General features: G+C 41.3%; 25 protein-coding genes. 8 read left to right on the top strand and 17 right to left on the bottom strand.

Annotation, left to right across the window (positions count from 1 at the left end):
* Positions 1–59: 59 nt before the first annotated feature.
* From H6A34_RS08340 to H6A34_RS08260, 17 genes are all read right to left on the bottom strand, one after another.
* A complete protein-coding gene (locus H6A34_RS08340) occupies positions 60–1664 on the bottom strand; it encodes a DEAD/DEAH box helicase family protein (protein ID WP_205104833.1) in 1605 nt (534 codons plus the stop codon).
* Positions 1665–2080: 416 nt separating this feature from the next.
* On the bottom strand, positions 2081–3013 hold the full coding sequence (locus H6A34_RS08335) for a BT4734/BF3469 family protein (RefSeq protein WP_205104831.1): 933 nt from the start codon (positions 3011–3013) through the stop codon (positions 2081–2083).
* A gap of 165 nt (positions 3014–3178) precedes the next feature.
* The gene (locus H6A34_RS08330) at positions 3179–3610 is read right to left on the bottom strand and encodes a hypothetical protein (protein WP_205104830.1); all 432 of its coding nucleotides are present in this window, start codon (positions 3608–3610) and stop codon (positions 3179–3181) included.
* 10 nt (positions 3611–3620) lie between these two features.
* Positions 3621–3935: a hypothetical protein gene (locus tag H6A34_RS08325; RefSeq protein ID WP_205104829.1), complete on the bottom strand. Its 315-nt coding sequence runs from the start codon at positions 3933–3935 to the stop codon at positions 3621–3623.
* A gap of 546 nt (positions 3936–4481) precedes the next feature.
* The gene (locus H6A34_RS08320) at positions 4482–5321 is read right to left on the bottom strand and encodes a hypothetical protein (RefSeq protein WP_205104828.1); all 840 of its coding nucleotides are present in this window, start codon (positions 5319–5321) and stop codon (positions 4482–4484) included.
* 45 nt (positions 5322–5366) lie between these two features.
* Positions 5367–5660, bottom strand: coding sequence for a hypothetical protein (locus tag H6A34_RS08315; protein WP_205104827.1), 294 nt, complete (start codon positions 5658–5660; stop codon positions 5367–5369).
* A gap of 368 nt (positions 5661–6028) precedes the next feature.
* Positions 6029–6481 carry a YbjN domain-containing protein gene (locus H6A34_RS08310; protein ID WP_205104826.1) on the bottom strand — a complete coding sequence of 151 codons (453 nt, stop codon included), beginning with the start codon at positions 6479–6481 and terminating at the stop codon, positions 6029–6031.
* Positions 6482–6495: 14 nt separating this feature from the next.
* Entirely contained in the window at positions 6496–6936 is a 441-nt protein-coding gene (locus H6A34_RS08305; RefSeq protein WP_205104825.1) for a YbjN domain-containing protein, read from the bottom strand.
* 63 nt (positions 6937–6999) lie between these two features.
* Positions 7000–7236, bottom strand: coding sequence for a hypothetical protein (locus H6A34_RS08300; protein ID WP_205104824.1), 237 nt, complete (start codon positions 7234–7236; stop codon positions 7000–7002).
* Positions 7237–7507: 271 nt separating this feature from the next.
* Complete coding sequence (locus tag H6A34_RS08295) at positions 7508–8626, bottom strand: hypothetical protein (RefSeq protein ID WP_205104822.1); 1119 nt, start codon at positions 8624–8626, stop codon at positions 7508–7510.
* Between the two features lie 6 nt (positions 8627–8632).
* Complete coding sequence (locus H6A34_RS08290; RefSeq protein WP_205104820.1) at positions 8633–10054, bottom strand: hypothetical protein; 1422 nt, start codon at positions 10052–10054, stop codon at positions 8633–8635.
* 24 nt (positions 10055–10078) lie between these two features.
* Positions 10079–10303, bottom strand: a complete 225-nt coding sequence (locus tag H6A34_RS08285; protein WP_205104818.1) for a hypothetical protein — start codon at positions 10301–10303, stop codon at positions 10079–10081.
* 12 nt (positions 10304–10315) lie between these two features.
* Positions 10316–10606 (bottom strand): hypothetical protein, encoded by a 291-nt coding sequence (locus tag H6A34_RS08280; RefSeq protein ID WP_205104817.1) that lies wholly within the window; start codon positions 10604–10606, stop codon positions 10316–10318.
* Entirely contained in the window at positions 10603–11412 is an 810-nt protein-coding gene (locus tag H6A34_RS08275) for a hypothetical protein (RefSeq protein WP_205104815.1), read from the bottom strand. The genes H6A34_RS08280 and H6A34_RS08275 overlap by 4 nt, the downstream gene beginning before the upstream one ends.
* 210 nt (positions 11413–11622) lie before the next feature.
* Complete coding sequence (locus tag H6A34_RS08270; RefSeq protein WP_239480813.1) at positions 11623–14403, bottom strand: ATP-binding protein; 2781 nt, start codon at positions 14401–14403, stop codon at positions 11623–11625.
* A gap of 3 nt (positions 14404–14406) precedes the next feature.
* Positions 14407–16776, bottom strand: coding sequence for an Hsp70 family protein (locus tag H6A34_RS08265; protein WP_239480812.1), 2370 nt, complete (start codon positions 16774–16776; stop codon positions 14407–14409).
* Between the two features lie 17 nt (positions 16777–16793).
* Positions 16794–17933: a hypothetical protein gene (locus H6A34_RS08260; RefSeq protein ID WP_205104813.1), complete on the bottom strand. Its 1140-nt coding sequence runs from the start codon at positions 17931–17933 to the stop codon at positions 16794–16796.
* 343 nt (positions 17934–18276) lie between these two features.
* On the opposite strand from H6A34_RS08260, the gene H6A34_RS08255 reads away from it, so the two are divergent.
* The 8 genes from H6A34_RS08255 to H6A34_RS08225 form a co-directional block, all read left to right on the top strand.
* On the top strand, positions 18277–19677 hold the full coding sequence (locus H6A34_RS08255) for a hypothetical protein (protein WP_205104811.1): 1401 nt from the start codon (positions 18277–18279) through the stop codon (positions 19675–19677).
* 340 nt (positions 19678–20017) lie between these two features.
* Positions 20018–20140 (top strand): hypothetical protein, encoded by a 123-nt coding sequence (locus tag H6A34_RS15195; protein ID WP_262896358.1) that lies wholly within the window; start codon positions 20018–20020, stop codon positions 20138–20140.
* Between the two features lie 263 nt (positions 20141–20403).
* Positions 20404–20568 carry a hypothetical protein gene (locus tag H6A34_RS08250; RefSeq protein WP_205104810.1) on the top strand — a complete coding sequence of 55 codons (165 nt, stop codon included), beginning with the start codon at positions 20404–20406 and terminating at the stop codon, positions 20566–20568.
* A 146-nt stretch (positions 20569–20714) separates the two neighbouring features.
* Positions 20715–20852, top strand: a complete 138-nt coding sequence (locus tag H6A34_RS08245; protein WP_205104809.1) for a hypothetical protein — start codon at positions 20715–20717, stop codon at positions 20850–20852.
* 37 nt (positions 20853–20889) lie between these two features.
* A complete protein-coding gene (locus tag H6A34_RS08240) occupies positions 20890–21903 on the top strand; it encodes a DUF3871 family protein (RefSeq protein WP_205104808.1) in 1014 nt (337 codons plus the stop codon).
* A 125-nt stretch (positions 21904–22028) separates the two neighbouring features.
* Positions 22029–22793, top strand: coding sequence for a Sak single strand annealing protein (locus H6A34_RS08235; protein ID WP_205104807.1), 765 nt, complete (start codon positions 22029–22031; stop codon positions 22791–22793).
* A gap of 60 nt (positions 22794–22853) precedes the next feature.
* Positions 22854–23798 carry a hypothetical protein gene (locus tag H6A34_RS08230; RefSeq protein ID WP_239480811.1) on the top strand — a complete coding sequence of 315 codons (945 nt, stop codon included), beginning with the start codon at positions 22854–22856 and terminating at the stop codon, positions 23796–23798.
* A gap of 127 nt (positions 23799–23925) precedes the next feature.
* Positions 23926–25022, top strand: a 1097-nt coding sequence (locus H6A34_RS08225; protein ID WP_205104806.1) for a hypothetical protein, incomplete at its 3' end; no start/stop codon positions are given.

Genomic DNA, 25022 nt, shown 5'->3' with positions numbered 1-25022 from the left:
TGAGGCCTTGCCTGTACACATTGAAAAAACTGCGCAACTGCAACTCTTTTAATGGTGCCTTATCCCGAACTCAAGTATGAATGATAGCGTATGTCGATGAACGGGTTTTGCAGGATGAGCAGGTCAAAACAAGGGTATGTGTTACGGAAATCCGAATAACCTTTGAGCCTGTCATTACCTTTTGCCGCGTAATACCATGCCTCAAATTCCTTCACCTCCTGCGGTTTTACGTTCATTGTTATGGCTGACTGTATGCTTGTCGTCAGTTTGCAGGAATGGGAGTAATAGTGACTGCGTTGCATCCATTGGTTCCATTTGGCCACCTGTACTAGAGTGTTTATTCCGAGGGTCTGCTTGCCGTTTACCTGCAATACGTCAACATAATCGTCAACGAACTTCTTGTCTTCAGCCCTGTCACGGACTAATTTTATCAGCCTTTCCCGTATCGTGTCAGGAGCGTTGTTGAAGTCGTTGATAAACCGCTCTGTTTCAAGTTCCATCGATTCTTGCTGCAACCTGAATTCTTGTTCCGGAAGGTAGTCGGGCTTTGTCTTGTAATATATGACCGCATCGTGCCGGAAAGGGTTTATGTCGAGCCTTTGCCTACCGAGTATCTGGGGTATGTCGAGCATTATGTCCAAGGTTTGCCATTCCTTTCCGGCGTTGATGAATACGAAGGTCATGGCGTTTGTAGAGTAAAAATCCACTCCCTCAAACGAAGCCTTGGTACAGAACGTGAATGTCTTGTTCCGTGGATTGTTCTTGTCAGTACATAGTCCTCCAGCCTTGAAGCCCTTTGGCAGTCCTGACACTTTTCCTTCGGAGCACAATACCGTGACCTCGTCGGGCTTAAGGTTGTTCTTCACGATTATGTTTATGATTGACCTTACTTCATTGAGAAATATGCAGGCTTCCGTTGAATAAACCACCTGCCCGTCTATAACCTTCCTCGCAAAATACCCGTTAGCCCTGAAATCCTTTATCAACCTGCCACAGATTTTCTCCGCGCTCTCGTCCTTCTTCATCTGTATTTCCCTTACGTTTGGTTCTTCAAGTACGTTAGGGTCCCATTCGAGCTTTATGTACGGAAGGCCCTTGAACTGCGGAACGGAATCGAGGTATATGTCTTGTATCGGTGTCGCCGAGAGATAGCAGATGTTTTTAGCCTCACTGTCAAGACGGATGAGGAAGTTCATGTCGGTTGTTCCCTTGAAAGTGGCGTCACCCATGAGGCACTGGAACTCGTCAACCACGAAAAGGAAACTGTCAATAGCACGGTTGTCGTTTAGCACGTTAATTACTTTTTCGCAAGAATCCAGCGTTACGAGTATCTTGGCTTTGTTATATACGCTGAAAGGATTATTGATATAATTGTTCAAATCAGACATCAGCCTATTTATGTCTTCCGCCGTCTTCCCATTGTTGGTATAGGGAGAGTGGAAAAGGAATGTGTCGGGATGCTGTTCGTGCTTGTCCTTCAGAGCCTGCAAGCGTGGGGATATTATTACTACGTCGATACTTGAATTCAAGAACAACGACGTACCTCCACAGCCTGTAACGGTCTTGTTGAGTATGAACTTGTTGAAATGTCCCAGGTAAGTAAGAAGGTCTGGGTCTTCACTCATGTACCTGCAACCTTTGGGCATATCATAATATTTTTCCATTTTTTCTATCTTTTAAATTGTTATTATTGTACGTTCCACCAATATTTACAAGGTTAACGGAACGCATTGTTGTTTTACTTTTATTATTCATTTGCTTAAGCGGCGCAAACCTACTTCAAACGAAAGAAAAAGGATGTTGTGGCTTGTATTTTGACTTGGTGTTTATATTTGTTCTATCCATAAAAGCTGCACATAGTCTATTTCATGGTTAACAGGATGCAACCTTTTTTCTTCCAATATCCTGCATATATAAGTATCACCCCTAATTTATGGAAAAAATCCTGCACTTCTTTTCTCTTTCGTAAGATGTAGGCCAACGCCGCATGAGTTGGTTATCCTATTGTTTTTTACCATTACATAACATACCTGCCTTCGGTTTACTTTGAGTTTCATCCTTTGCAGTGTTTTTTGTAATGTTATTTGTAAAACGTAAATTCAACTGTTCCAAAGTTGTCTTTCTCAGTCTTGTAAGCATTAGTTACATGACCTGTTATCTCATCTTCCGTCATGGTATCACTTTCCCAGCCTTTGATAAAATACTCCAAAGCCAAATCCTCTTCAACACCCCATCTGCAAAGTTTACAAGCCAAATAGAAGATACTGCAAGCCCTGTGTCCTTCCTGCCAATATTCGGGATTGTTCTTTTTCCATACCGAGTTCATTATGCTTATTATGCTCCTGTCAGATATTGTCTTTCCTGTTTGAGCATAATGATTCTGAGGTTGTGCTTGCCTTACTTGCTGTACTTGGATTATCGGTTTTATTGTAGGTACGTAATGGAAAGGCACGGGATTCGGATTAGTCCAGATGTCCGGATCATAGCTTAGATAGTTTCTCCTTGCCAAGTCCTTGCAGCCCTCGTCCTTGCTCGTCACGTTGAACTTCCGCAACAGTTGGTCGTACAAGTCACCATGCTTTGCCGGGTCGGTGTTGTCATGAAGCACCAAAGCCTTCAACCCCTTTCCGCCCGGAGTTACAAAGACGCAACACACGCAAGGGGTGACAACCAGCCTGCGCCATAAATACTCCATTTCATCATAGTTTTGAATATCGTCAAAGTCCAAGGCTGTGATGTCCGAGTATTGAATGAGTCCGTTCCTATTCACTTCGGAGAATGTGCCGTTGTAAGCCACGGCGGGCAGCAGCCTCAATTTCCATTGCTGCTGTTCTGCATGTGTTTTCAAACTCCGGATATGCCCTATGGCTTGTCTCAGAGTGTAGTTTCCAAATTCATTGTCATGCAAAACCATATTGCCTGTCCTGATTAAGTTGACAATCTCTTCAACTGTTACATAAGCCATGTTCGACTTTGTGTAATTTACTCTTTCTAAACTTGTAATTTTCTTCATGTTATTTAAGTTTTACGTGTTTATTCATAAGTAAGATTTTGACACCCTTTCAATCCCCATTTTTGTCATTTTACGTCGTTTTTAGACATAAAGTTGTATGGAAAAAGAAGTGCCGTCAGGTCTTGTGTTTCCTGACGGCATGAGTTGCTTAGGGTTGTTACTGTCTTAATATGCCAGTTTCAACTTGGCAAATTCAGGCGTAATCTCCAACTTGATGTCCTTCATCCTGCTTGCTTTCAAAGCTCTCGCAGACTTCTTGTAGCAGTCAAGGAACTCCTGCTGGTCGATGAAACAGTTGAAACACGTTCCAAACGGCGCGCGCGGTATCGGTTCAGGCATCCTGAAATCATCCAACCCTTCGCCTGTTATGATGTCCGCGTCAGCAGTGTTAATCATGTCAGGCTCCACAAGTTTCTGCAATGAAGAGCGACTGAACGTGAACTCAATTTCATCTTCTGAAACCATATTAGCCGCAAGCTCGACTTTATGCTCACCAGTCAATCTGTCCAAATCGCACTGAATACCAAATTGCACAATCATAATTGTGGCAGGCTCAACCTCGTGAACCTTGCCAACCAAAAACACTTTCTTACTCATAATCGTTCTGTTATTTCTTGTTTATTATTAATTCAACACCAAACTCATTCTTCAAGAACCTTCGCAATGTGTTATAGGCGTCGGCTCTCTTCCTCTCTCTTGGTATTACGGTCAACAGCTCCGCCAAGTCAACCTTGATGCAGAGTCCGTTTTCAAGATTGCGCCCGATATACCTTTCAAGTGCTTCAACGTCAGCCTTGAACTTATCCGGCACAATCACCGTGTTTCCTTTACTTTCGATTACATCAGGAGAAACACAGTCCTGACGGTTTTCCAAGTACTTTACTTCATTGGAAAGCGTATAAAATAGATTTTCTATGAGCATACTTTTAGCTTTTTATTTTCACAACTAACGACCTCTAATCTTTCAAAAAAACATATCATGTTGTCAAATGTTTTCATGCTCTTATTTTTTTCTTATCATAAATTAGAATTTCAGTCTTTTTGAAGCGTGTTTTATCGATTTAAGGCTTCATCGGACTTATTATTACACAATTTAGAATTTCAAGGCTTCACAGGCGCGTTTTGACGATTTGAGAGAGGGACAAAAAGAAAACGCACCGAGAAATTAATCCCAGTGCGTATCCGTCAATATTATTTTATAGTTCTGTTTTGAACTCTTCCAAAGAACTTCTTATGTTTCCATTTTCTATAAAAGCTCATAAAGGTGATACTTCTCTGATATAGGAACAACAAAATAATTGTTGCAACATCCGTAATCAATATTGAGGTGGATGAGATGTTGGCGTCCAACTTGTGAAAATTATGCCGTTCTTTAATATTTATAAATGCTGTGATTTAACTGCATTAATTGAAGGGGCTAATGCTTCTTAGAAACAAATATTTAATCTAAATAATAATTGGATCAAATTCATTCTTCGTTATACTTTTCAGTCGGAGTCAAAAAGGCGTCTATGGCTTCAGCCAAGTAGGGAGCTGTCATATTATCTTGGCAACAATAAAATCTAATGGCATCGTACAGGTCTTGGTTCCAACCGTCTGCCTGTTCCTCGTTTGGCGGTAAAGTCCTTACATTTTCTCGTGACCGGAACTTTTGGAAGGACGCCTCAGCACGTCCCTTGTCTCCATCATGCAAGTAACATTCTCCCAACAAAGCATAAACAGTGTCTGAAATGATGCAACGGTTGTCTTCTTCTGATTCCGGCAACGACAAGTAATCTTCAAATGCGGTTTCTGCCAAGACAAAACGTCGTGTCCGCTTCCAATAGACTGCTTTTAGGAAAAGGATGAGCGAACGAATGAAAACAGAGTGTTCTTTATCATCCACAATCCATTCTGTTGTAGCTTTCAGGATGTATTCGACAAGCACGTAATGCTCCCTGTTCCAGCCGATATAAAACTCATCCTCACCGAAGCATCCCTGTTCGCAGATATGGCTCATTACGTATAGGCAGAAATCTAACACTTCGGACGCTTCCATTTCACACAGCAACGTCGTTATGTTATCCAACACCATTTCGCCTGCTTTCAACTGATATGCTATACCTCGTTTCCTATGCCACAAGGTTTGGTCGTCATTTCCATCCCAATCGTACCACTCTGCCACCCTGAGATAGAAATATGCCAGTTCGCCATTGCATATATTACGAGGCAATCGACGCAGATAGCTTGCCGCCCTTGCCGCATACGGAATCCAGCGGTATTCCGCACCGCCCGCAACGTCGGTGTAAGACATCAAAAGATAGAACATGGAATATTCACAGAAAAAGGCTTCGGGGCATTTTTCACGGTAGATTCAAACGCTCCATTCGTTTTCATCATAGCAGTAGGTAAACTCGCAATATTCCCAGTATTGATTTGCCAATGCCGTTTGTGCATTCTCTACTAATTGCAAAAAGTCAGCCTCTCTCCGCTCCAAGGTGTTTGGTGCATCTTCATCAACGGCCGTTTCATTACGCCGCTCATCGTTTTTCGGCGTATCGTTTCGGCATAATGCCTCGTGTCCACGTTCGTTGTAAGGCTTGTGTTCCGCCTCGGTACAGTCTTTTCCGGCTGCCCCCGTCTGTATAAGATTGTCGTCTGTCATCATATTTTTTATATTTAAATTAAGAAAATTCATTGCCGGCGGTTTTATTGCCGTTTCGTATTACCCTTTCTTTAAACAAATAAATTTAAACATCTTCATAATTCTTATATTTAAGGTTAATACCTGTTGACTGTATAGATTTTTACCTTTTATGTCAGACTCTTTCGGTTTGTTGCATTTATCCGACTTTTACTTACGGTTTCCACATGCTTCCAACAAGTTTGCAAAAGGCATCCTTTTATAGCGTGAAAGGTAACCTTTCAAAGGGTAAAAAAACATCTTTTGAAGGCTGAAAGGACACAGTTGGAAACAGTAATCATCACCCTGCTGCCTAAAAATAATTCCGTCGACGGGTCGATTGTTATATTATATTATTCTTCTTTAGTTTCCAACTTGTCTTCTGTTTCAGTTTCAAACGCAACCTTCATTATCTCGCTGAAGTTTTCGTCGAGCATATTAGCTGGAACAAATAAGAAACTTTGGAATATGTCCTTGTCTATTCCGCTTCCAGTGACGTATATTACTGATTGCGCCGCAAGCCGGTTCCCGTCATCGTCGAGATACAGGTGCGCCGGGCACAATGTTGCGTTATTGATTTCGTTTATTTTACGCAACAGTGCCGTAGTACGTTCTTTCGGCAGGTTGAACGTCAGACAACTGAGGTTATACAGGCCGTCGTTCTGTTCGTCATAAAAGATGTTTATTGCGACATCTGCATTGTCTGTCGGAATATCAAGCTCAAAGCGGCATTTATTTTCGTTTACTTTGTAGTGAACCTTCATGTTGTCGAGCAGTTCAGCTACTTGTTCCTTAAGATTTTTCATAATCCCGTAACGCTTTATTTTGAAGTGTCATGTTTCTGACCGAAAGCGACACTCATGATGTCGTTGAAATTATCATCAAGCAACTGTGGGGCTGAGGATAAGAAGTATTTAAAAATATCATCATCGACAATTCCACTTTCAGGAATGTCTATTACGGTCTGTGCTGTCAACTTCTTGTTGTCTTCATCAATGTAGATGTGGGCTTGACTGAACGACTGGTTGTGTATTTCGTTGATTTTATACAACACGGCCGTAATGCTATCGTCAGGCAGGGTGAGCGTAAGGTTGGTTCTGTTGTAAAGACACTTTGCCTCATCATCGGCGATAATAATAATGTCAACATCCGTATTGTCCATGCGAAATTCTAAAAAGAAACCGTTCTGTTCATCGTCAAAATCGTAGCTAAACTCCATTTCATCAAGCAGTTTAGCAACTTGTTCAGTAAGATTTTCCATAATGTGTTGATTTGATTGTTGTTTTGAAATATTGAATAACAACACGCATTTGCCTGTACACTATTATTCTCTGTTATTCTTTTGTTCCCGTTTTTCCCTGTTCTCCTCCATCTGCTCCCAAATTTTCTTGTATATGGATAATTGTGAAAAGTAGAAAAGGCTCAACGGCATTGTTCTAATGCTGTCGCAACGTGGGCATGGCATAGGTACGGAAAGCACTGAGGCGCAGTATTCGATGTCTGGGGCAATAAATATCTTCTTGCACTTAGTGCAAATGAAAATCATCTTTCCTCTAATCATGGAACATTGTTTTTATATTTAAACATATTAAAAAACATATAATTTTATCTTTTATAATTTTTTCAAAAACTATCAGGCAAATAAAATGCGATTCAAAATATTATCAAACTAAGAAGTTCCTGATATTCAGGAAAAGAACTAATCTGTAAAATGTATTAAAACAGCTTGCCCCTAAAATGGGCTTTGGATAGTTCTACATAATGTTATTATTCGCCTGAGATAGTCCATCATATTTTTGAAAAATACTAAATATCCACAAATGACATTTTGTCTATGATTTTTTATGATATGTATATGTGAATTTCAATATTCTGTCAACTACGTTGAAAAGCTCTAAGTCAATATTATTTTTATCTATTTTCATCTTTTCAATAAACTCTTTGTTCTTCTTAAATGATTTTGCCAAAAGTTTGCGGTCTGTCTCATCTGTAGTTATTTTGTACAAAAGGTTAGCGATATATATAATGAGGTCTTTATTCTTTTCGCAATACAACCTGATGTCAGTGCAAGGATAAAAACGAGATTTGAATCTGTTGAAATCTTCTTCAGAGAATTTGGGTTGTAGCCCCATAATAGGATTAACCAATAATTGTGTCGAAGAATTCATCAGATTTACATATGAGCCTAAGGTGTATTGTTGTTCTTCTGTCATCTTGTTGTAATCTGTACCGAATGTCACTATATTTATCATGGCTGCATTCAGCATTTGTGTTTCATTGATGATTCTACTTATGCGTTCGTTTAATTCTACAATGGCTTCTTTGTATGATGTTTGGTCGCGTTTACTTATTAAAAGGAAAACATTTTCAAGCCTTTCTTTATCACTTTTAGCTTTCCACATTAACAGCCCACTGCCTATGATTGCAATGCCTGCGAGCGTCCATCCGATAGGCCCTGCAAGTGCAAGAAGTGCGCTTCCGCCAGCCATACCGCCTCCACCGGCAGCCAATGTTCCACCACCTAACCATGCCAAGGCTGCGTTTGTGGCAGCGGCACCGCTAAGAGTGGAAATAGCCGTACCGGTAGATGCCACTCCAAAGGTGGTTGCAACACCCATAGCTGCTGTAGGTCCGAGCATTGCAACTCCAACGCCTAAGCCAGCTCCTGCAATACCGCCGCCTGTGTGAACTTTCGTTGCCGTTTCATAATCATTTTCAATCTTGTCCACTTGTTGTTTCCATGTAAGGCGTATTTGCTTTATTTCCTCATATTCTTTTTGTCTGTCGCTTGGAACATTTCTAATCTTGTCAAACAATGATTGGATTAAATCCAAAGCTCCATAAAGATGTTGGCTGTGCCCTCCAAGCTCGATAATTTTAGTATTTGTCTGATTGACCAATACTTCCACTTTCTCGCTTTCAATCTGCAATTTTGTTTTTTCTTTACTCATAGTATTTTATTTTTGGGGGTTAAAATAATTATCAATGTCTATTTTTGTTGTCAATATTTTTGTTGGAGGAACGTTCCTTTTCCTTGCAAGTTCAATAGTTTTGACAAAGGCTTTTATATATTCATTATTTCTCAGGTCTTCAACAAACGAGAGATATTCTTTGTCGTCATACTTTTCCTTCAAAATATTAAGACCTTCAATGTAATATTCAATGATTGTTTTTTCTCTTTTTGCAAAATCCGCATCTTTTTTTGCTTTGTAATAGTTTATCTCACGTTTTGTTTCACCGTATAATGAAATTGTAAGTCTGCCTACTCCGATAATATTCAAACGCAAGAAAAATTCTACGGGATTAAATGAACCTCCACCAGTTGCAAAGCCACGCACAGTGGCATCACCTATGTCTATTAAGCAGAAAGTTCCGTGTGCAACGGTCAACATTCTCTTTACGGTCGCATTTTTGAAAGGTTCACATGCATTCCGCAAATCTTTAAAAGAACGGCATTCCTTTTCCGTTTGGCTATAATATTTCATCATCCGCCTGATTGCGTATAAAAGCCTTACAACAAGTTCATTTATCAATACAGGTATTGCCTGAGCTGTTTGAAAACGGATGTCATATCCTTCATTGAACAGATTTAACGCCAAATCATTTATATCTTTGTCAAACTGGTTTGTAGGAATATGAAGTTTCGCCTTTATTGCAATTATACTGTTAGTCCAAGTCCATAATGGCGACGGGATCCCTGTTCCACGTGTAATGCTGCCTGATGCTCCACTTACGTCAGACATTAAGTGACCTATCCAATTGGCAAATCCGCACCACAGCTTTCCAAAAACATTTGTTCCACGTAGTTGAAACTTACCATCGGCTTCAACTAATTCTATCAATTCACCATTTGTTACAAAATGCGAAGAGTTTGTAAATTGGTCAAGTATAGAAAAGAAAAGTCCGAGTAAACTTGGATTATGTGCCAATGATTTGAAATGATGGTTTGATGGATTTAATCCAAACACCATACTGCCAGAATCCCCACATCCTCTTTGGTCGTAAGGAACTTTGAAGGTTCTTTCCAAGAAGCCGATAGCCGATTTTGTCGGATTCTCGTCATTGCCTTTCCAGCCGCAAATCCTTGCAAAATCACAAGTACGGTTTTCAAACCATTTATCGGTAATGTCGCCAAGAGGAGATTCACCAGGTTTGCCTATCAAAAAAACGTCTAACAACCCACACAAAGCCCCAGAGCTTGCGGCTAAAGCATAATCAATAGCATCGCAATCTGGTTTTAACGTTTTGACAGATTCAATTGTTTCGTCAAGATGCTTTATTTCCTGTTCTGCTTGTGACAAGGCAGACTCAACGCTTGACGTATAACTGAAGCCACGGCCACATTCGTTGATTTCAAGTAAAATACATTCTTTTTCCATAAGAATTTAAAAGTATTAACCGTTCTATAACTTTTTAAAATCAAAGAAGCCACCACTCAATATGCTTTCATGGCCACAAACATCAAAACCTTGCAGTTCCAAAATTTTTGTTACACGACTTTTGCTGTCAATGGAATCAAAAGGCAGATGCCCGAATGGCAGATTGACTTCAAACACTTGCCCTTTTTCTATTCTCATTCCACTGTTTAACGGAATGTTCATCTTTGCAGTTAATAGGAATGTTGACATTGTAAATAGTTTTTATCTTACACCTCTGTTTAAACTTCCCATCGCAGCTTCAGGCTCTTTAATAAGCCAATCCATAGTCAGCAGTGCCGCAGGATACGTCATGCCACGTTCTTCCATGAGCTTTTTTATGGAATATCCACTCGAAACATAATCATGAGTGTTTGATTCGTTACTTACCCATTGTTCAAAATATGTATCGAGAGGGGGTGTTAAAACCTGCAATTCGGGTATTATGACATTGGCCGACTTACCGTCGTACCCCCTTTCTGTCAATACGTTGTATATTTGTTCCTTTTCCATCATACCGTTTGCTTTTGTTCAAATTTATCCAATACGTCAGCAGCAAAGTTGCGCGCGTCTATTTCTATCGATTGTTGTTCGTAAAGTCGTTGCCCTAACTTGGTGCTTACATCCCCGTGATAGCCCCATTTCCCGCCTTCCATTGTTTCAGCCCAACTTATCACTTCGCTGTGTCGAGGATGCACTTCGCAAACGTTAACGTTGTAATCTTGATAAGCGTGTCTGCCTTCATGTATCAACGTGTCAATCACTTCACGGAACTGCCTCTTGTCAACGTCAGACATCTTGACATAAATACTGTTTATGTCTATTGTTTTTGTTTCGGGATTATAACCTCCAAAAGTACGATGTGGCAAATTCACAATCCTTACGGGGCACGGTGGTCTATGTTCTATTTCGGCGATTTTATGCTCCAGGTCATTCAATACATATTCCTTCTCGGACATTTCCAGTTGTTGCCACTTGCCGTGGTCCAGCTCCTTGCAATCGGCCAGCACATCAGAAACTTGTTCTATTTGGATGAAATCATGCGATGCTTCTATCTGTTTGTACGTTTCCGCTATTTCATGGGAGAACAAATCTTTGACGGCACTTTCCCTGTCTATACTTGTAGGTATATTGATTTCGTCAAAGCGATTTTTGATTGAGCCGATATGTTCAGCCTGACATTCCCTTGGCATTTCATTCCAAACATCAGATGGAATGTCAAGTTCTTTCAAGTATTCTGATTGAAGTTGACTCAGCTTCGTTGGCTCTTCAATTCCTTTGGCATCATCTAACCTGCCTATTTCATCATATTCTTCCAACATACGCAATAAATGTTTTCAGTTCAAGCCCTACGGAACGATGAGAAATCATGAGCGTTTATTGTAAATGCTTTAAAATCAGGTACTTCCTAATATGTCGCCTTTTATATTCCCCAAGGCCGTCTTTTATAATACGAAAAGATAGCTTTTGTAAGCTAAAATGTGGTCCTTTAAGAATGAATCTGATTTCTACGTGATTCCGTCGGGTATGATTTATTTCACTTTGTTTACTTTCACCCAATGCTTGTCTGGCGACATCGAGGTTGACACAATACACTGTCCTACCATAAGCGTCGGTATGATTTTCCTCTGTTCTTCGCTTATTCCCATTGATTCGCCAATGGCTTTGCAATCGTCCTCAGCTACCAAACGATGGGTTATCTTTATGTTCGTATTCTTAATTGCGTCAGGTATCAAACGTGTGGGCACTTGGTCGACCAAGAACATTCCTTCGCCGTATGCGCGGATTTCAGAAAGCATATTGCTGAACATCATGGCCGACTTATATTGTGGCATTTCAGGATTGTCACATCTCATCATAACCCTATGCGCTTCTTCTATTACCGTAAGATGCTTGCAGCCATTGTCGTTAAAGTCCACTTGCCCAATTTCAGCTTTCGCAGTGCGGTACTCATATAAAAATTGAAGAATGAGAGCCATGAAGAAAGACTTGTCCACATCATCGCCTACGTATGATAAATTTATTACACAAGGCCTTTCAAACAATTCTTCCCACGGTGTAGAATGCACCGTGTTCAGCATTTCACCTTTCCATCCACGCTTCAGGCTGTCTATGCGTGTGTTAAGGCAGGCTTTCATGTTGCGTTCCACACGCTCCTCATATTGTCTGTTCCCTATCACAGCATCAACCGCAAGGCTCATACTGTTCAGCGTCGGTGGAAGTGTTTGGCGGTAGGTAGGCTCTTTGTTTAGCCAGTTTGTCGTTTTGTTCTGGTATATCGTGTAAATTAGGTCTTCCATTAATACTGGCAAGATGTCATACATGGGAAAGGCTGCGGCAAACGTAGATTTCAATCTGTCTATATGCGTAAGTACGTTGGGGGCTTGTTTCCCATCGAGCCATATAACCTCAAACGGATTTAATTTCAGCCGACTTACAGGAACACTTTCTCCTGTAGTCTTGTCCTTGTACGACTTACATCCGGGAATGAATATTGTAATCGGATTGTTTTTATGCTTTTTATTGTATTCAATAGCCCAGTCAACATACTCGGTTTTTGCAGGTTCGATAATCAGGAAGGGTATGTCTTCTGACATTTTGTTCAATATTGCCTGCACGGTATTCGTCTTTCCCGTCCCATTTATTCCAGACAGCAACGTGTGTTTGGCAAATAAGTCTACAGGGAGTTTGTAAGATATTTCCGTTTCAGAACCACCGTATAGGAGTTTGCCGAAATCTATCGTCTTCATTCCTTTATCCATTTCTATGTGGTTCAAACTAAATTCTGGTGAGCTGTCTATGACACTGATGCCCGGCACAGAGCGAAGTGGAAAATTGACAATATATGAAAGTTCTTTCGTTGTAAGTACGGTTTTAAGCTCTTTGTAATGTTCTCCCAAGGGATGTTCAAAGCGTTTCCCGTTTTTCATATTAACCATAAGTGTTGGAGCTGTTAGTTGCGCCAAGCTCATTTCTCTTATAGTCTTTCCGCTTTTGTCTTCTTCATCCATAATACCCGTAATGTCATGAATGCGGATTGGCTCAAAGATAGACTCTTGCCCACTTAATATGGAACGTAATTGCAAAGCCGCACCTTGAATGTCTGATTTCTTTTCCGCCATCAGGTACACTCCAACCTTCCATAGACCTATCGCCTTGCCTGTTTCCATTCGTTTTGACTGATAGAACAAATGTTCCGATACAGACTCAATATGCTTGTTCACAATGTTTCGGCTCATACTTTGTGACTGGCTTTCGCTTGTTGAATGCGCATCGCTCTCTGATTTGCTTGTCGTATCAGATGTTCCTGTTTGTTTTGTGGGAGCTGCATTCGTCAACATATTTCCAAGTCCGGAAAGACCTATCGTTGCTCCCAACATACTGGCAGCTTCTGGCAGCAAAGCGCCAGCCGTGTCACTAAGGCCGTCAAGAATCTTTCCCGCAGCAGGAAATACCGATGCAGCCAGTCCAAGACCTGTTGCTGACAATGCAACCTTTCCCAATTTTGAGAAGTCCTTTTTTGTGAAATTCTCACTTATGGTTTTAGAAATAGAATTTGACGTCGTATGCGTATCCGAGCTTCCAAGAGTCAATCCTTCTGTAACGTTTATCGATTTTAATGATTCTGCCTGTCCGTTCATTTCCCGACATTGGTAAAGCATGTATTCGGTATCATTATTCTCGATTGGGTCGGCAACCACTAAATATGCATAATGCTTACTCCTGCTCATTCCTGCCATAAGCTTGTCAATGGTTGCCGGGTATAGGTTTTTATATTGTCCTTCCATCGACGGGATACCAGTCAAGGCATAGATGTTTTCAAACACATCATTGACTACATCTTTCTTGAAATCTTCCAAAGAGCTGTCGTTTTCATTGATTACCTGTGTCTGTAATCCGGGCCACGTTCCTTTTATAAATTCATTCAGGTATTTTACAATACTTTTTGATCGTATTCCACCTCCTGTTACACGCAATCCAAGATACAAATTATTCTCAATGCCGTTTCCGGTAATCAAGAATAGCAATTGTGTCTCTTTGGGAAGGAAACATGAATAGAGAATTTTTTGGATGGCTGTAAAACAGCTTTCGGCTGAATCTTCAAGCGGTTTCCCTATTTGCTTTATCTCAATCCATGTTGCTTCCTCTTTCAATGTATTTGGTATTGCCTCTATCTGAAATATTTCGTTGATGCTTTTGTCACATATCTTTTCCAAGTATTTACGTTCCATGCAAAAAGATAGTGACTGCGACAATGCTGTAGCAGCCAATACTTTTGCGGCGGGTTCTATTGTCTTTAATTGTCTATCCATAGTTTAATCTATTAAGATTCTGGCGTTCTTCAATGCTTTTTTGTAATCTTCAAGCAATTTGTTTGTTGCTTGTTTGATAGTTTGGTGCATTTTGTTGTTTTTTGCGATAGATTTGTCAATTGCGTTGTTTATGTTTTCAACAATGTCGTCCCATTTTTCAGCCAAGGCATCATAAACCTGTTCTCGTTCATCAGAGTCAAGAGATTTGGACATGGCTTTGTCTCGCTTTTCCGCCTCTGACATTTCTTTCTCACCGAAGATTTTGCCTGCTAAATATCCTATCCCCATACCGATGAAGCCGAATATGGCACCTGCTCCCATCAAAACATATTTAAGCCAATTCGAACTTTCTACTTCAATGGTTTCAGATATAGATTCAATCACAGAGTCAAGGTTAATGCCATTGATGTCAATATTGCCGACAGCCAATTGTGGCATCGTAACATTTACACCTTGATTTGAATAGTTTGCAATAATGAGACTTACCTTATTCCTGACCTCTTGCGTCGTATCTTCAATTGCGTCATTTAACATTTGTGGAGCTTCTGCAAGTACCGTTTTCACATCATCATTGACATATTGGGTTATTGTTTGTCGTAATTCATAAAGCGTCCAATCTTCCTTATCGTCTTTAAACGCAGTAATTACATTTGCAATAACCGTTGTTATGTCATCTTTTAACTTATCACCAAGTATGTCTGAAAAACAATAAAATACGGTGTCGTTGGCGATAATACTGTTTATTTCATCTTCCAAACCAGTATCCATCCCTTCTGTGCGTAAGTCCATACGTGCAACTTCTGCCACACCTTGTGATATTGTCAAAGATGGGTCTTGGTCACGGTATATTTGTGATTCGGGTACATTCCAGCACCTGCTGACCAATGGTTTGATAAAGTCCATACGTGAAGCTCCACCTGTAAGGAAGACTCCATAGATTGTTGAATGATGGATATGGTTGTTGGCAAAATCAATGGCTGCGTTTTCTATTTCTTTAATGTAACCGACTTTTTCCAACAAATCATCCAATTCGCCAGGTTTGTAAACCATTTTATAACGGTCATCTTCAAAGTCTTCATCGTCAATGAAGTCCTCAAAGTTTATAGTCTTCTTTACTTTTAATGAAGGGTCAAAATAGACTTGTTCCTTCACTTTTCTTGCTTCAAACAATAAATATGACGTTAATTTGCCATATTTCTCCTCAAATTTGCGTATAACGGGATTGTTTTCTTCACAGTCTTTGAAGATGGTCTTCTCAATAAACGATGCGCCGCAATCATATCCATTGTCAATAAGTTTACTATTCGCTCTCATAAACGTAAAGTCCAAAGTACTTGACCCCATGTCAAATACGACAGCACCTTTCTCTATATATTTTCCAATGCCAGACGTTACGTCGTGTTGGGCACGCACAAAGGCTGCTCTTGACTCTTTGGTTACTCCTGCGACAGGAAGTCCCGCTTGTTTTGCCATTAGCAAATATAAGTCTTGAGTCTCTTTATCCCAACCTGACGGAGTTGCAATGTAAACCAAATGGTTGTCATCTGTCAACATTGCAGAATTATTCTCTCTTATTCGGCGATAAACTTCTTGCATAAACCTTATCATCAACTGTTCCGATACCCCGTTTATATCTTTGGGAGCCTTCTTGAAACAAACATTGACATTGGCTTGTTTCAGGATTTCAGGATTGAACGCCGAATCTCCGATGTAAGCATTTCCATTATCCAATATGGTAATGGCTGATGGTATGACTTTCTTATTGCCTCCCATCTCCAAATCTTTTGCTGGCTCTAATTGCTCAACAGACTTATCCCATTGCAATGCACATATTGCTGCGGAGGTTTCACCGTGTCCTAAGTCTATGCCTATGACATATTCTATTTTGTTTTTATCAGTATTATTCATAACTAATGATTTTGAGGGTGTTGTTTGGGCTTGTAAAAATGTGTGAGGTGCATTATCATTTTGAAGTGTGGTCTTTGTGCAAGCTGCCTCATCGTTTTTTTGCTTGGAGTTATGCTGAAGTTCTCCAAAAACATTCCCGAACATTTCTAACATATCATTCATAGAGTGTTCGCCAATATTTTTGTCTGTTCCATTTTTTTTCGCATCAACAGGCATATTTTTTATAATAACATCAATTACTTTGCGAATTGGTGTGGAAGATGTAAACTCAACTTTATTCAAGCCACAAGACGAGTCGAATATCGAAAGCAAAGCACATTTTAATTTTCGTTGATTTAATGCAACGTAACCGACTGAACAACTTTCATTGATATTGTGTTCAGAGGAACATTCTTCTATTATCTTTAAAATGTATTCTCGCATGTGATGTTCTGCCACGCTCATAACAATATCTCCTATGTTCATGACTATTTTGTTTTTTATTATGGAATGAAAACCCTTCCTTTCAATACAACATTTCCATTTTTCACTATTGCCGGCAATACTTGAGAAGTAGTTTGCACGTTTGGATTCTCAATTACATCAAACCAATTACTATGATTTTCTGTGTAATTTACAATTTCAAGATTATAGTTTTCCAAAGACTCTGCCATGTCTTCTATACGTTCCTGTATTTTGCGAGTAAACTTTTCATCTTCGTTGTGAGCACGTTTATAACCAACAAGTGATTGTACGCTTTCAAGCAAGAATCGGTATTCTTTTTCCAGCGTTGGCTTCTCTTGACTCTCGTATTTATTTACTACACGGTTTATCTGCGCCCTGAATGTTTCGATAAGCGAATCCACACTGCTGCAAATGTTTCCTACTATGTTCAAGAACACATCTACATTTAGTTTTGATTGCAGTAAGGGTTGTTCTTCCATCTTTGGAGTCGATGCGGTATTATGGCTTGACGCATAATAAAGAACTATCGCCGTACCAGCTATCGCGCCGAATACAGCACCCCACGTTCCGAATATTAATCCGCCAACACTGCTGCCAATGGCTGTTCCGCCCAGTGTGTATGGATATTTTTCTTTTGTCAAACCTTCATTTTGTTTATGTATCTGTTCCAATTTAGGTTTGGATGTGGAAACTTGTGGCATAGTTTCTTTAACCATGGCCTGTTGCGCGTTTAACAACGACAGGGCGGCTTGCAAGATATAGTCTTCAGCTTGAGTCAGATGCAATCTGAATTCCCCGTCATTATCAAACATTTCATTCAGGTAGTCATTGATGATTGTTTGTATCTTCTGAGAATCAGAAGGGAGATTTAGTCCTTCCAACTTACCTTTCAAAACCAACTTATTACTTTCAAAAATGGATGTTAGTGTTTTTTCAGTTTGGGGCATAATATTATTCTCCTTATAGTTTTTCTTGCCTATAAGTCCCCCGAAGTCGGCATTAGATTTAATGTAAAGGAAAAGGCGTGAGGACTTGTTGCCGCTCATCAAGAAACAGGCATCGCCAAACGCCCAACCAGAAATGAACAGGTAACAATACTCCCATGCCGTCTTGATATGCGGATACAGCATAGGCTGTACGTGCATACGCAAAAACGGATGAGCGCCATGCCCTTTCATCCTTCCGGTTCTTGATTTTGGCGATTTCGTTCCTTAGGACGAAAGCAAAAACGCTTTCCTTGAAAGTCAGGCGATTTCTCCCGCCCGACATCGCAAAAATAGTGCAAATCGAGATAAATGCAAAATAAAATCTTACTTTTATTTTCATTTACGAGATGCAGCCTAACTTATTCAAAGATACGAATTTTACCCGGACATGACGCTCTTTTTATGGGAATATTTGTATCGATTCATGTTATTTTTGCGAATTTACGGATAATCTTTTACTTTTGCCCTATAAAGCTGATACATTTGGAATAATGCTCGGCAAATAGTACCGAAACAAGTGTGAATTGATACTCGAATGGACGAAAAACTTGAGATATTGCAGTGTTTGGTGGCCGGCAGGGCTTTCGCTCCGTCGCCGTCTGCTTTGGCAAAAGAACTGGGCTATCGGGGGAAGATGGCTGTTTACCGTTTGATGAACGGAGGGGTGAAGGCTGACACCGTAGATAAAATCTGGACGCTGGTGCGCACGCGGTTCGGACTTAAGGACGAGGGAATGTACATACTCGCACGAACATTTTACGGGCTGGATTATTTTTATGATAAGCTGGTCGGAGAGATGAACCGAAAACACCCCGAGTGGGTCGAAAATCTTGTAATGTCGCTCACGGCAGACGACTATGAATGGTTTTCGCCCAAGTTCAAGGCCGAGACGATGCCCGTGCTTATTGACCTGAAGACGGATGAGCCTGACGTGTATTGGGGAATTGTGGCCTTGACGTATCTTCGCGCCAAGCGGACAGACGTTTACACAGAAGGTCCCGCCCACGCTCTGCGCCGTGTCTTGAAAGAACTTGACGGGCTGCTGCTGTCTATGTATCCTGAAAAAAGTGATGCGCATGATGCCGCCTGTAGTCTGATGAGCCTCGCTGCGGCCGAGAATTTGTTTGGCGTAGTAAACTGTTGTGTGGTGCTTTTCCGAAATTATGCCGAGAGCGGCTTTAAGAACAAGGCGATGAAAGCGTTGCAGGTGTTCGGCTTTGGCAAGCGTAGCTATTGGCTCAAGCCTGGTGAAAGCTACGGGGAAGGGCATGAGGTGTGGTTGCTTGTGGAGCAAAGCTACGGCCGCATGACGGGAGGTTATTACCTTGCGTTGCGCCTCCTGTCGGGTCGTGACACGCTTACGTTCATGCTTGAAGACGTTTTTTGTATGAATTTTTGGGCCGTGGACGATGACACAGACCAGCCAGTGCTGCAAGTCTGCCGTGGAACAGGAGACCGGTGCAACTGGGGCTTTTATCTTTATGAGTACAACGAAGAGCGGCACGAGTTTCGCTTTGAAGCTAATCCCGATACGGGTGATGTGTTCAATTTGCCCGAAACACTGTGCATGGTAAACTTTGAAGCCCCCGAAGGAAAGGATGCGAAAGTATGGGCGAGAGTCTTAAAAAACTGGGATGAAAGTCAAGGTGCCGATGTGTTCAATCAGGCTAAAGAGATGTTTTCAGGCATCAGCGACATGACAAGCTCTTACCTCGTAACCGACGTGTCGGTAAGCAAGACCATGCTTACGCTCAGCATAGAGCATGGCGGGCGGACGAGCGTTTACCGGCTGCCTGTTGACAGATACGGATTTATTGCCGAGATAAGTCCGGCGCAACGGCTTATGATAGTAAAATACGCCCATAGTGACGGTTTACATGTAGCTTGGCCTGAGCTGGGTTACAGCATACCTTTGGCCGAGTTTACCGTGGAATAAGCCTCCGTTTCATGTATCGTGTCTTTGGCATTGATATTAAAACAATCTTTGTCGGAGTCTTTCTTTATGCTTACGTGTAATATCCTGTCAGTCAATAATTTATGATATAATATACAAAAGGCCGTAAATCACCTTCCAATATGTGCCTTTTTGCGTTCCAATATACCACCTTTTACAATGCGATTCAGTACCTTTTGCAATTCAAGGCTTTTTCTTCCATCCCATTGATGAAGCCTGAGAAACCCCGAAAGCCTTAACAATGAGGGTGAAGTTCGAGAGACAACCCTTATCCGACGGCCCATGCAAACGGTTGAAATCGGATTATCGCCCGGCTTATGAAATGAAGAATAAGTTTATAGGTCAGGCAAAAATCAGGCAGGAGACGCCACAAGTGAAGAACCTGTGGAAAAGGTTGCGGAATTGGAAAGGCGGCAAGTCGATGGCCTTTGGTGACGACCCATAGCGGAATATCTTTGCCTTATGCGCAGTTTAATGAAGCGTGGTGAACCTGAAAATGGAAGTCCGGGATGTCTTGCGAAGAGCAGGATGTTCCGGCTTTTTTGTTTTTCGCTTTCTCACCTTCTCACTTTCTTACCTCCTCACCAGTGTTTTACCTTTTTACTTTTTTACCTTTTTACCTTTAAATTTCTTCCGTCTGCAAAACCCCGAAAGCCTTATTTGTGTATTAGGAAACAACATTATTAACAATCAAAAGAAAAACATTTTATGGAAATCAAGAACATTTTGAAGACGGGTTACAAAGTATTGGTAGTAACCGTGACTTTAATCGAGGCCTTTGAGTTAGGCAAGAACCTCATCGGCAAGTGCAACAAGAAGACTGCGGGAGTTTCAGGCTCGGCGGTTGACACAAACGACGTTGAGAGTGCTTAGCGAAAAAGACCTCGACGTTCTGGTTAATTTCCTTGAGGGCCTTGCTACGCTCTTGAAGGGAATAAGGAAATTAATGGTGGTTTTTGGGAAACTTTTTGAATCCCGGAAGCCGCCATAAGTTTTTTCAACTCTTAAAACTTATGAACATGGAAAAGACAAAAGGAAACAAGACATCATGCAGCATTGTTCCAATCAATGACCACGCAGCAAACCGACCGGATATCAAGGCTATGACAATTAAAATGCCCCAACGTCCGGTTCTTTATTTTTTCAACATCGGGTGAAAACCACTTAGTGTCAAACAATCAAACAACAAACGATATGGAAAGAACAAACGCAATGCAACAAGAAACAATGACCTTGCCTATTGAACGTAAGGTAATTGTAAAAGAACAAGATAAAGCTACGGAAGAAAGGCATCCCAACTTCATCGAATCAAATACCCAGGCAATCACTTTGAAAGACCTGACGGAAAAGAACATAATCCCGACTTTTTCTGACAACAGCCTTACAATATCACACCAGAACTTCATCGGGGCTGTAACAAAGGTTGCAAACAATGTATTTGGAGAACTTACACCCGTTGAATGCAGGGTTAGCCATCCGATTATTGGCCGTGTTCCATCAGCCCAGCACAAGAAGGCTTATGAATTATTGGAAAGCGAAAAGACGGTGTTCTACCAGCGCATGGCCTTTGTCTGCCACGTATTGGACTTGGCAAGGGAAATCAACGGACAGACGGTGAACCTCTGCATAGGAGGAGTCAGGGCTTACAACGAGGACAAGCTGTACAGCAGGAGGTCACCCATGAAGTTCAAGGTATTTGTCGGCTGGCAGGTAAAGGTGTGTTCAAACCTAATGCTCACCTGTGACGGAAACTCAGGGAGCATCGAGTGTATGACCGAAGCTGACATCATGCAAAAGACCCTAGAGCTTTACAACGGCTTTGAGCCAAGGATGGACGAGACACTGCAACGATTGGAGAACTTGCATGACACGCCAATATCCGAAGAGCTTTTCTGCAAAATCATAGGCCGCATGAGGCTCTACCAGGCACTGCCAACAAACACACAAAAAGAACTTCCACCGCTTACCCTCGGCGACTCGACCGTGAACGCAATGGTCAAGAACTACGTGACAAACGATAACTTCGGCAAGAGGATTGGCCAAGACATAACCTGCTGGAACTTCCTGCAACTGGCCAATGAAGCCGTGAAGCAGACCTACATCGACAAGTTCTTGGACAGAAACCAGAACTGCACCGACTTTTCAATGGGAATACAAAAGGCTATTGAAGGCACTGACACCGAAGGTTATTCTTGGTTCATCAACTGACAACAAGCCAACAAACAAAATTTAAGGAGATACACAATTTCAAAAAGAATATGATTTTGTGTGTCTCCTTTTTTGTGTGAGTGAATTGAAACGAAATCAACAACAATCTTAAAACACCAACGATTATGGCAAAATTCCAAAGACCGAACCTTCCGAAAGACATTACGGAAGAAGAAAGAAGGGCGGTAATGTTTGACGCCCTTTACTCGCTTGACCTCTCGGATAAGTTAGAGAGACGAGACAACGACAAGTTAAGCTATCTTTCATGGGCAAACGCTTGGGCTGAATTTAAGCGTGCCTATCCGAACGCTGAATATAGAATCATAAAGAACCCGGAAACAAACCTTCCTTACTTCAACGACCCGGAGATAGGAATAATGGTATATACCGAGGTTACGGCGGACAACCAAACTTACGAGATGTGGCTGCCTGTGATGGATGTAAAGAACAAGGCTATGAAGGAACAAGCATACACCTACCAAGTTTATGACAGCTATAAGAAAACCTACGTAGAAAAGACGGTACAAGCAGCTACTATGTTCGATATAAACAAGGCTATAATGAGGTGCCTGGTTAAAAACTTGGCCATGTTCGGATTGGGACTTTATGTCTATGCCGGGGAAGATTTGTCAAATGAAGAGAACCTTGTGGCTGAGAACAATCTACAAAGGAAACAACAGCCTAAAAGGACAAGAACAACGGTTACTACTCCGACCGCAACATCCCAACAACAAGCAGACAAGTATTCGGGGATAAGGACTGCTCTTTCTTTATGTAACGACAACACCTCGCTCATGAACCTTTACAGACAGCACCAAAACGAGGTTGAGGGTAATGCTGAAATAAAGGCCATGTTCACTCAAAGAAAGAACCAGTTGAAAGCAGCATAAGATTTAAATTAAAAATTAATAATGAAAAATCAAGTAAAACAACAACTAAAATCAATAACAATGAAAACGACAATGAAAACGACAAGGATTGAATTGAAAGACAGCGGCGTTCTTTTCAACAAGGAGCGTCACGAGTATTGGCTGGGAAACAGACAGCTGTCGGGAATTACGGGAATGCTACAAAGGCAATTGTTCCCTGATGAGTTCAATAATGTACCCGAAGAAGCATTAAAAGAAGCTGCAAGATATGGTACAGAGGTTCATGAGAGTATAGAGCTTTTTGATTCAAGCTGGATAAACGACGGGACACAGGAAGTTCAGGATTATATCAGTTTGTGCCAAGAAAACAACCTCGTTCATGAAAGATCTGAATACACAGTTACAGACGGGGAGAAGTGGGCAAGCAACATAGACAAGGTTTACAGAAGTTCCGATGATACTTTTTCTTTGGGTGACATCAAGACTTACGGAATAATGACACCGGAGAAGTTGGAAAAGGCAAGGTGGCAACTATCCATCTACGCCTATTTCTTCGAGCTGCAGAACAAGGACGCAAAGGTCGGTAATCTGTTCATACTCCATATTAGGAACAAACCCAAGCAGGACGGAACATTCGACCATATAAGAAATATCATGCCGGTGGAAAGGATACCAAGTGACATCTGCAAGGAGCTTCTTGATACAGACCTGCAAGGAAAACAGTTCATAAACCCTTATTCCATCCCCGAAAAGTACAGGGAACAGGAGAACTACATCAGACAGCTAATCCAAACCAAGAACGAAACAGAGGCAAGACTAAGCGAAATCAAGTCTGAAATCTTGGAGGATATGGAAAGCATGGGTGTGAAAACATGGGATACAGGAACAATGCGGTTGACGAGAAAACTTCCGACTACAAGGCTATCATTCAACGCCAATAAATTCAAGGCAGACCATCCAGGACTTGACTTTTCACCATACGAGAGGACTTCAAACGTTTCGGGCAGCTTGCTTATTGCTGTATAAGAAGAAAGACAAACATAACCCACAAATCAAGGGCGGGGCATTTCACTGAACAACAAAAGAATAGTGGAGTGTCCTGCCTTTTTTCGTTTTACCAATTTCAAGTTTAACCATTAAAAACAGAACGACTATGTTATACTACAATTTCGACGGATACGGAGGCTTTTGTTGCAGGTTCGGCTTTATCGAGCATGACAATGGAAAGAAAACAAGAAGGAACAGGATACTGCTCGACTTCATAAAGGACAGGAACTTACTAAGGAAAGCTATAAGAACCAACAATTTCTCGCTTCTCAACATCACCAACATGGCAGACATGAAGAAAATAATGTTCGAAAAGATAATGGATTCAGGCGAGGATGATGGCTTACAATATGAAGTAAACCTGATTAACTATACCTTCCGTTCAGGCAAATATGAAACCGACAAGTACAACGGGATATGTGAAGACGGTGATTCAAAGGCTGTAAGGTACATCAACCACGACAATGGAGGAAAAGTGTTCAAGATGAAGGCAGGGAAGTTCATACGCCATTTAATCATGGAAACCTCTTTCGGAAAGACATTACCGGAGAGCGTAATCATCTATTTGCAGGAATGCTTCACACAGGACTGGCAGGCTTTTTCCCTTTCATCACAACCGAAGGAAAACCGCTTATTCGTGGATGACAATTTCAGCGACATCTATGACTCCGGTGAATGCGATGGAGACTTCTACAGCTGCATGACAGACAAGGGATACCATTACTTTTACAGTGATTCGGTTGATGCAAGTGCCGCCTATTTGAAGAACGAAGATGGAAAAATCATAGCGAGATGTGTAATCTTCAACAAGGTTTATGAGGAAGGAACAAACAAAATCTGGAGACTTGCTGAAAGACAATATTCCACAAATCAGGACGACGTATTGAAACGTGCCTTGGTGAACGCATTGATAATTGGGGGTTACATAGATGGTTACAAGCAAGTGGGCTATGACTGCCACCATTCAAGGAGTTTCGTTGACATATATGGTAATTCGTTGGAAGACAAGAAATTCTACATTGACTGCGACTTGGGCACTGAAGACACCCTTTCATACCAGGACTCTTTCAAGTGGTACGACATGGAAGCCGGGAAAGCATACAACTACGAGGTGAGCGGTTATGATTACGAGCTTGATACCACAGACGGAAGTATTGACGGGTATGAGGAGAACGATGATGAAAGCTATGACGAGTTCCATGA

Origin of the sequence: Marseilla massiliensis (genome assembly GCF_016899855.1) — a bacterium.
Taxonomy (GTDB): domain Bacteria; phylum Bacteroidota; class Bacteroidia; order Bacteroidales; family Bacteroidaceae; genus Prevotella.
This window is presented reverse-complemented; position numbering and strand designations above follow the sequence as displayed.

Coding starts and splice junctions, on each gene's coding strand:
- H6A34_RS15195 (WP_262896358.1), top strand. CDS start 20,018: ATGAAGAATAAGTTTATAGGTCAGGCAAAAATCAGGCAGGAGACGCCA.
- H6A34_RS08340 (WP_205104833.1), bottom strand. CDS start 1,664: ATGGAAAAATATTATGATATGCCCAAAGGTTGCAGGTACATGAGTGAA.
- H6A34_RS08230 (WP_239480811.1), top strand. CDS start 22,854: ATGAAAACGACAATGAAAACGACAAGGATTGAATTGAAAGACAGCGGC.
- H6A34_RS08255 (WP_205104811.1), top strand. CDS start 18,277: ATGGACGAAAAACTTGAGATATTGCAGTGTTTGGTGGCCGGCAGGGCT.
- H6A34_RS08305 (WP_205104825.1), bottom strand. CDS start 6,936: ATGGAAAATCTTACTGAACAAGTTGCTAAACTGCTTGATGAAATGGAG.
- H6A34_RS08265 (WP_239480812.1), bottom strand. CDS start 16,776: ATGAACATAGGAGATATTGTTATGAGCGTGGCAGAACATCACATGCGA.
- H6A34_RS08240 (WP_205104808.1), top strand. CDS start 20,890: ATGGAAAGAACAAACGCAATGCAACAAGAAACAATGACCTTGCCTATT.
- H6A34_RS08275 (WP_205104815.1), bottom strand. CDS start 11,412: ATGTTGGAAGAATATGATGAAATAGGCAGGTTAGATGATGCCAAAGGA.
- H6A34_RS08280 (WP_205104817.1), bottom strand. CDS start 10,606: ATGATGGAAAAGGAACAAATATACAACGTATTGACAGAAAGGGGGTAC.
- H6A34_RS08250 (WP_205104810.1), top strand. CDS start 20,404: ATGGAAATCAAGAACATTTTGAAGACGGGTTACAAAGTATTGGTAGTA.
- H6A34_RS08260 (WP_205104813.1), bottom strand. CDS start 17,933: ATGAAAGGGCATGGCGCTCATCCGTTTTTGCGTATGCACGTACAGCCT.
- H6A34_RS08315 (WP_205104827.1), bottom strand. CDS start 5,660: ATGATGACAGACGACAATCTTATACAGACGGGGGCAGCCGGAAAAGAC.
- H6A34_RS08285 (WP_205104818.1), bottom strand. CDS start 10,303: ATGTCAACATTCCTATTAACTGCAAAGATGAACATTCCGTTAAACAGT.
- H6A34_RS08335 (WP_205104831.1), bottom strand. CDS start 3,013: ATGAAGAAAATTACAAGTTTAGAAAGAGTAAATTACACAAAGTCGAAC.
- H6A34_RS08235 (WP_205104807.1), top strand. CDS start 22,029: ATGGCAAAATTCCAAAGACCGAACCTTCCGAAAGACATTACGGAAGAA.
- H6A34_RS08300 (WP_205104824.1), bottom strand. CDS start 7,236: ATGATTAGAGGAAAGATGATTTTCATTTGCACTAAGTGCAAGAAGATA.
- H6A34_RS08320 (WP_205104828.1), bottom strand. CDS start 5,321: ATGTTCTATCTTTTGATGTCTTACACCGACGTTGCGGGCGGTGCGGAA.
- H6A34_RS08325 (WP_205104829.1), bottom strand. CDS start 3,935: ATGCTCATAGAAAATCTATTTTATACGCTTTCCAATGAAGTAAAGTAC.
- H6A34_RS08270 (WP_239480813.1), bottom strand. CDS start 14,403: ATGGATAGACAATTAAAGACAATAGAACCCGCCGCAAAAGTATTGGCT.
- H6A34_RS08295 (WP_205104822.1), bottom strand. CDS start 8,626: ATGAGTAAAGAAAAAACAAAATTGCAGATTGAAAGCGAGAAAGTGGAA.
- H6A34_RS08245 (WP_205104809.1), top strand. CDS start 20,715: ATGGAAAAGACAAAAGGAAACAAGACATCATGCAGCATTGTTCCAATC.
- H6A34_RS08330 (WP_205104830.1), bottom strand. CDS start 3,610: ATGAGTAAGAAAGTGTTTTTGGTTGGCAAGGTTCACGAGGTTGAGCCT.
- H6A34_RS08290 (WP_205104820.1), bottom strand. CDS start 10,054: ATGGAAAAAGAATGTATTTTACTTGAAATCAACGAATGTGGCCGTGGC.
- H6A34_RS08310 (WP_205104826.1), bottom strand. CDS start 6,481: ATGAAAAATCTTAAGGAACAAGTAGCTGAACTGCTCGACAACATGAAG.